Here is a 6,445-nt window from a genome sequence, read left to right as displayed (position 1 = left end):
AGGAAGAAGACGTAGAAGGGGACTTATTTGACCCGTTCACGGGTCGCAAGCAATAATATGCAAGTGACAGAAGCACAAGCGCGTTAACGCGCAGCCGGTGATAAAAGGCCCTTGTGGCCGCATGTGAAGAACCACCAGCTATGCTGGTGGATTTCTTTTTTTTCATTTGACAGGGAAGACTTCCTATTTTAAAGTAAATTTATATATAACGGATATGGGAGGTGCGATATGAAGATACTTGTATTTGGCATCGGCGGCATCGGCGGCTTTGTGGGCGGGGCCCTGGCGAGGGTTCATAAAGAGACGTATTTCTATGCAAGGGGAAAAAATCTGGAAGCCATCCGGGCCCATGGACTTTCTGTCAAATCGAAGATGCTTGGAAATTTCAATGTCCGTCCAAAACTGGTGAGCCATGATCCGGCAGAACTGGGGAAAATGGACGTGATCCTTCTTTCCTGCAAGGGAAACGGGATCAAAGAGGCATGCCGGGAAATGGGGCCCATGATTAAGTCGGATACGGTGGTGGTGCCTCTTCTGAACGGGGTGCTTGTATCAGATCTGATGGAAAAGTGGCTGCCTCCCTGCCTTCTGGCGGATGGCACGATCCGTGTATTCTCCCATCTGGAAGGGCCGGGAGTGGTGGTACAGACGGCCGGTTTCAATCAGATCGTGATGGGCATGAAAGAGGGGCCTGCGCCAGAAGCCTTGAAAGAGGCGGCCGTTCTTCTGAATGAAAGCGGTATCCCCACGGAAGTGACCGATGACATCCGTCTGGACAGCTGGGCCAAGTATGCCATGATGGGGACCAATTCCTGCCTTTTCTGCTATTTCGACGGACCTGCGGGGAAGGTGAAATCGTCTCCGGGATTTGAGGAGGCTCTTCATGGGGCCATTCGGGAGATGATTTCTGTGGCCGCAGCCAAAGGAGTGCATCTTCGGGATGACTATGAGGAATGGCATGTGAATTTCTTTAAAAGTCTTTCCGATGATACCATGACTTCTCTGTATCGGGATCTTGATAGCGGTAAAAAAGCAGATGATACGGAAGTCCATATGATTCTGGGCCGCATGGCAGCCATGGGGAAGGAAACAGGCGTCCCGGTGCCGTATTTCACAGAAGCTTATAAGCGGGCTCTGGCAAAGGCGGCGAAAAATAATCCATGAAGCAGACTGTCAGTCATTACATGATGTCGGATGACCGGATTTCCGGTTTAAAAGAAATTCTGGACCGCCTTGGACTGGATGGCATCGAAAATCTCATTTATGGCCGAAAGCCTTCTTCGCATCCGGCCGATTCGGTGACGGTGGGCTGCCATCTGGCTTACTGGCCGGTATGGATGGATTTTTATCTGGGAAATAAAGAAAGTCTGGCGGAGGATTTTCCCACAAAGGAATCCATAGTCGAGAATTTCGGCGGCGAAACGGTGGAAGACTGGCTTGGGATGATTGGTGACAATATCCGTGCGGCCCTGGCAGAGAAGCCGGAGTACCTGGTGTGGCATGTGGCCCATTGCAGGAATAAGGAAATATGGACCCGCAGGTTTCATTACACCAGCCGGGAAGTACTTGAAAAAACGGCGGAAGTTTACAGACCGGCAGCCCATGTGGTACCGCCGGATGTGCTGGTGCTTTTTGAAAATATTTTCTGGCCGGGCCTGTACAAACTGGATCCGGCGGAGGTGGACTATTTCTTCAGCCTTCTACCCGGAGACAATGTGGGCATCATGCTGGATACGAGCCACCTCATGGCGGCTAATCCGGACCTCACGTCCGAGTCGGACGGAGCTGATTATATCTGTTCCGTTGTAAACCGGCTGGGGAGCCTCAAATCGCTGATTAAGGGGATTCACCTCTCCTGCTCTTTGTCCGGGGAGTATCAGCGGCAGACGGCGGGGAAAATTCCCAAAGCGGTGAGTGAAGAAACCATACGGAATCATATTATTTCCATAGACCAGCACCGGCCGTTTGAGACGGATGCGGCAAAAAGGATTGTGGACTGCGTAGAACCTCTTTATGTGACTCATGAGCTTTTCGGGGATGATTTTTCCATTCCTGAGGAAAAAGTGCGGCGGCAGATGCGCGCCATGGGAAATTTTATATGAATCCTGTACGGCACAGGCCGGCCGTGGTACCATACATAATAATAACAACAGAACCTGCTCTCTTTTATGAGAGCTTTCTTTTTATCGGGAGAGGACATGACTTTAAATGAATTAGGGGAAGGAAAGTCGGCCAATTTATAGACGGTGGGCGGTGAAGGAGCACTCAGGCAGCATTTTCCGGATATGGGCCTCATTCCGGGAGCAGAGGTGACTTTCATCAAATTTGCCCCGCTGGGGGACCCTATGGAACTCATGGTGCAGGGGTATGAACTGACGCTGCGCATTGAGGATGCAAAAAAGATTGAAATCGTTGATATAAGGGATGCGAGCCCTTCGCCAAAAAAGATTCCCCGGCTGAAGGCTGTCAATCATCCGGGGCTCGGGGAACCGGGAAAATTCCATGATGAATCTTCCTATCATGATGCAAAACCTCTCACCGGAAAGCTGACTTTTGCACTGGCAGGCAACCAGAACTGCGGCAAGACTACTCTTTTCAACCAGCTTACAGGGGCCAATCAGCATGTGGGGAATTTCCCGGGAGTTACAGTGGACCGGAAAAGCGGGACCATCAAGGGTCACCCGGACTGTGAAGTGGTGGACCTGCCGGGGATTTATTCCCTTTCTCCCTATACGAGCGAAGAAATCGTTTCCCGCCAGTTTATCCTTGACGAAAAGCCGAGTGCCATCATCAATATCGTGGATGCCACAAATCTGGAACGAAACCTGTACCTCACCATGCAGCTTATGGAGCTCGATATACCTATGGTCCTGGCCCTCAATATGATGGATGAGGTGGAGAAGAATGGGGGAAGTATCTTAATCAATGAAATGGAGCAGATCCTCCAGATTCCGGTCATTCCTATTTCCGCCACGAAGAACCAGGGGGTCCAGGAGCTCATAACTCATGCCATTCATGTGGCCAGATATCAGGAAAAGCCGGGAATTCGGGATTTCTGCGGACCGGAAGACCACAAAGGTGCCGTTCACCGGGCCCTTCACGGCATTATGCACCTCATAGAGGACCACGCGAAGGCATCGGGCATTCCTATCCGCTTTGCAGCAGGAAAGCTGGTGGAAGGGGACAAGCTGGTGGAAGATGCTTTAAAGCTGGATAGTAATGAAATCGATATGATGGGTCATATCATTAAACAGCTGGAAGAGGAAAGGGGTCTCGACCGGTCGGCAGCTATGGCGGATATGCGTTTCCTCTTTATCCGCCGGCTCTGTGAACGGACTGTAGTGAAACCGGCAGAAAGTCTGGAACACGCCAGAAGCCGGAAGATGGACAGGCTTCTTACGGGGAAATACACGGCCATTCCCATTTTCATCCTCATCATGGGTCTCGTTTTTTACCTGACTTTTAATGTGATCGGCGCGTTTTTTCAGGATCTTCTGGCAGAGGGGATTGAAACGCTTACAGGAATGGTGGACGAATCCCTTACTGCTGCCGGCGTCAATGAAGCAGTCAAATCGCTGGTGGTAGACGGGATTTTTACCGGTGTAGGCTCGGTTCTGTCCTTTATTCCTATCATCATGGTGCTTTTCTTCTTCCTTTCCCTTTTGGAAGATGGCGGATACATGGCCCGGGTGGCTTTCGTCATGGATAAACTTCTCCGGAAAATCGGTCTCTCCGGACGAAGCATCGTACCCATGCTGATCGGTTTTGGCTGTTCTGTGCCGGCGGTCATGTCTTCCCGTACTCTCCCTTCGGAAAGGGACCGCAAAATGACGACCATGCTCATTCCATTCATGAGCTGTTCCGCCAAAGTGCCTATTTATGCTTTCTTTACGGCCGCTTTCTTCCCTGAAAAAGGCGGGCTTATCATGACCATCCTGTACCTCACGGGTATCCTGGCGGCCATTATAGTGGCACTCCTTTCAAAAAACACTTTTTTCAAAGGGGAAGCAGTGCCTTTCGTCATGGAACTTCCGAACTACAGACTTCCGGGAGCAAAGAATGTGGGACGGCTCGTATGGGATAAGGGAAAGGATTTCCTGCAGCGCGCCTTTACGGTGATTTTCGTAGGAACCTTGATTGTCTGGTTCCTCCAGAGTTTTGATCTGACCCTTAATATGGTGGAAGACAGCAAAGACAGCATCCTTGCCCTCCTGGGCGGCTGGATCGCGCCGGTATTTTCACCACTGGGCTTTGGAGACTGGAAAGTGGCAACCTCCCTCATCTGCGGCTTTATGGCCAAGGAAAGCGTAGTGGCTACCCTCTCTGTTCTGTATGGCGGAACGGCCGGCATTGAATCGTCGCTGACAGGATTTTCCGTATTTACCCTTCTTATTTTCTGCCTCCTCTATACGCCCTGCATCGCCACCATTGCCACGGTAAAAAGGGAAAACGGCAGCCGCTGGGCCATTCAGATGGTCGTTTTCCAGTGCGTTGTGGCCTGGATTGTTTCCTTTATCATCCATACGGCAGGGCTGGCGCTGGGAATGTAAGCTTAAAAGTGAGAAGTGAAAAGTGGTAAGTGTTAAGTGATAAGTGAAGATGGGCGCCAAAATAAAAGGGCGCCCATTTTGCGTGGGTGCTCTTAGACATTAGTCCCTCTCCCATATCGAATTTGTTTTTTAAAAATCATCCATTACAGGCCACAGGCCCGTGCGCGGAGCGCACTATATAAGATTGGCCGGTGAAACCGGCCATATCCGCCACTTACCACTTCACACTTATCACTGAATGAAAATTATTTCATAAAAAGGTCTTGACAATAAAGAGTTCATAGGCTATTATATTGACATCGTCAGATAACCAAACAATCTGAAAAGCCAGGATCGAGACAAAAGGTCTGTTGTTTAATCTTCAGAGAGCCGGTGTATGGTGTGAACCGGTAGATGGCAGCATTCATAATATCCCTCGAGAGCTCTTTCACTGAACTAAGTAAGTGCGAGCGTTCATTCACGTTACGAATAGGACTACAGAGTATAATGTAGGGTGGTACCGCGATTTCGCCCCTATCTTCTTTTGAAGGTAGGGGCTCTTATATTTCCGGTGCCAGACTTGAAGTCCGTAAGTGATAAGTGGGAGTGGTACCGCGCTCATGCGCCTCCGCTGATGGGAACATCGGTGGAGGCTTTTTCTATGGCTCATTCAGATTGCTGGGAATTTAATTTTTTTGAAAGAGGGAAGAACTATGCAGAAGAAATGGTTAAAAGGTATGGCAGCAGCTATGGCTGCATGTGCAGTAGTCGGTGTTTTTGCAGGCTGCGGCGGTGGAGAAAAGAAAGCAGCAGCATCCGGTGCAGCTGCCGGCGGACAGACTGTTAAACTCGGTTTCGTTACCGCTTACACAGGCCCTGGCGCTGCTTACGGCGTAGCTATGAAGGAAGGCGTGGATCTGGCTGTTGAAGAAATCAACAAGAATCCGAATACCAAAGTCAAGATCGACCTGAAGACTTATGATACCAAGCTCGTCAAGGCAGAAGCCATCAATGCATTCAAGAAGTGCATTGAACAGGATAAAGTCCTTGCTATCGAAGGACCGATGACCTCCGGTGAAATGTTTGCGGCAGGCCCGATTGCCCAGCAGTCCAAAGTCGTTGCTTTCGGTACCGGTACCACAGCACCGGGAATCACTGATATCGGTGATTATATTTTCAGAAACGCAATTCCGGGCAAACTGGCTATTCCGGTTACCATGAAGAAAGCTCATGACAAACTGGGCTTCAAGAAAGTCGCTCTCATGTACTCCAACAACAACGACCAGATGGTGGGCGAATCCAAGATTTACCAGGAACTGTACAAAGAAATGGGCCTGGAAGTAGTCGATGTGGAAACCTTTGCCGATAAAGATACCGATTTCTCCGCACAGCTTACAAAGATTCAGGCTTCCAACCCCGATGTCATCTGCGTAGCAGGTCTCTATCAGGAAGGTGCCCTCATCGTCAAGAAGGCAAGAGAAATGGGCCTGAACCAGCCAATCGTCGGCAACAACGGCTTCAACAGCCCGGCTTATATCCAGCAGGGCGGCGCTGCTGCTGACGGTACGCTCGTGGCAACTCCGTGGGATGCTGAAAGAAAGACTGATAAAGCACAGAACTTCAGAAAAGCATTCGTCGCTAAATACGGCCATGAACCGGATCAGTTCGCTGCCCAGGCCTATGATGCCATGTATGTACTCCATCAGGCAGTTGAACAGTCCGGCACTACTACCGACCGCAAGAAATTCCGTGATACCCTGGCCAAGATTAAAGACTTCGAAGGCGCTACCGGCAAATTCGAATTCGACCAGAACCGCGATCCGAAGATGGATCTCGCCGTACTCCAGGTTAAAGGCGGCAAATGGGTTCCGTTTGCTTGATCGGGCGGCCTGATTTTCAGAAGTAACTACCCTCCC

At 50.2% G+C, this 6,445-nt stretch carries 4 protein-coding genes; all 4 read left to right on the top strand.

The features are described 5' to 3' along the window. Nucleotides 1-228: 228 nt before the first annotated feature. Entirely contained in the window at nt 229-1,164 is a 936-nt protein-coding gene (locus tag QZN42_RS03475; RefSeq protein WP_296954341.1) for a ketopantoate reductase family protein, read from the top strand. Next, a complete protein-coding gene (locus QZN42_RS03470) occupies nt 1,161-2,102 on the top strand; it encodes a TIM barrel protein (protein ID WP_296954340.1) in 942 nt (313 codons plus the stop codon). The genes QZN42_RS03475 and QZN42_RS03470 overlap by 4 nt, the downstream gene beginning before the upstream one ends. Nucleotides 2,103-2,246: 144 nt before the next feature. Further along, nucleotides 2,247-4,550 carry a ferrous iron transport protein B gene (feoB, locus tag QZN42_RS03465; protein ID WP_296954339.1) on the top strand — a complete coding sequence of 768 codons (2,304 nt, stop codon included), beginning with the start codon at nt 2,247-2,249 and terminating at the stop codon, nt 4,548-4,550. Nucleotides 4,551-5,242: 692 nt separating this feature from the next. Beyond that, nucleotides 5,243-6,409, top strand: a complete 1,167-nt coding sequence (locus QZN42_RS03460; protein ID WP_296954338.1) for an ABC transporter substrate-binding protein — start codon at nt 5,243-5,245, stop codon at nt 6,407-6,409. Nucleotides 6,410-6,445 lie beyond the last annotated feature (36 nt).

This window comes from uncultured Dialister sp. (assembly GCA_900314595.1).
Lineage (GTDB): Bacteria > Bacillota > Negativicutes > Veillonellales > Dialisteraceae > Dialister.
The sequence above is the reverse complement of the archived record's forward strand: the minus strand, read 5'-3'. Positions and strand labels throughout refer to the sequence as shown.

Coding starts and splice junctions, on each gene's coding strand:
- QZN42_RS03475 (WP_296954341.1), top strand. CDS start 229: ATGAAGATACTTGTATTTGGCATCGGCGGCATCGGCGGCTTTGTGGGC.
- QZN42_RS03470 (WP_296954340.1), top strand. CDS start 1,161: ATGAAGCAGACTGTCAGTCATTACATGATGTCGGATGACCGGATTTCC.
- QZN42_RS03460 (WP_296954338.1), top strand. CDS start 5,243: ATGCAGAAGAAATGGTTAAAAGGTATGGCAGCAGCTATGGCTGCATGT.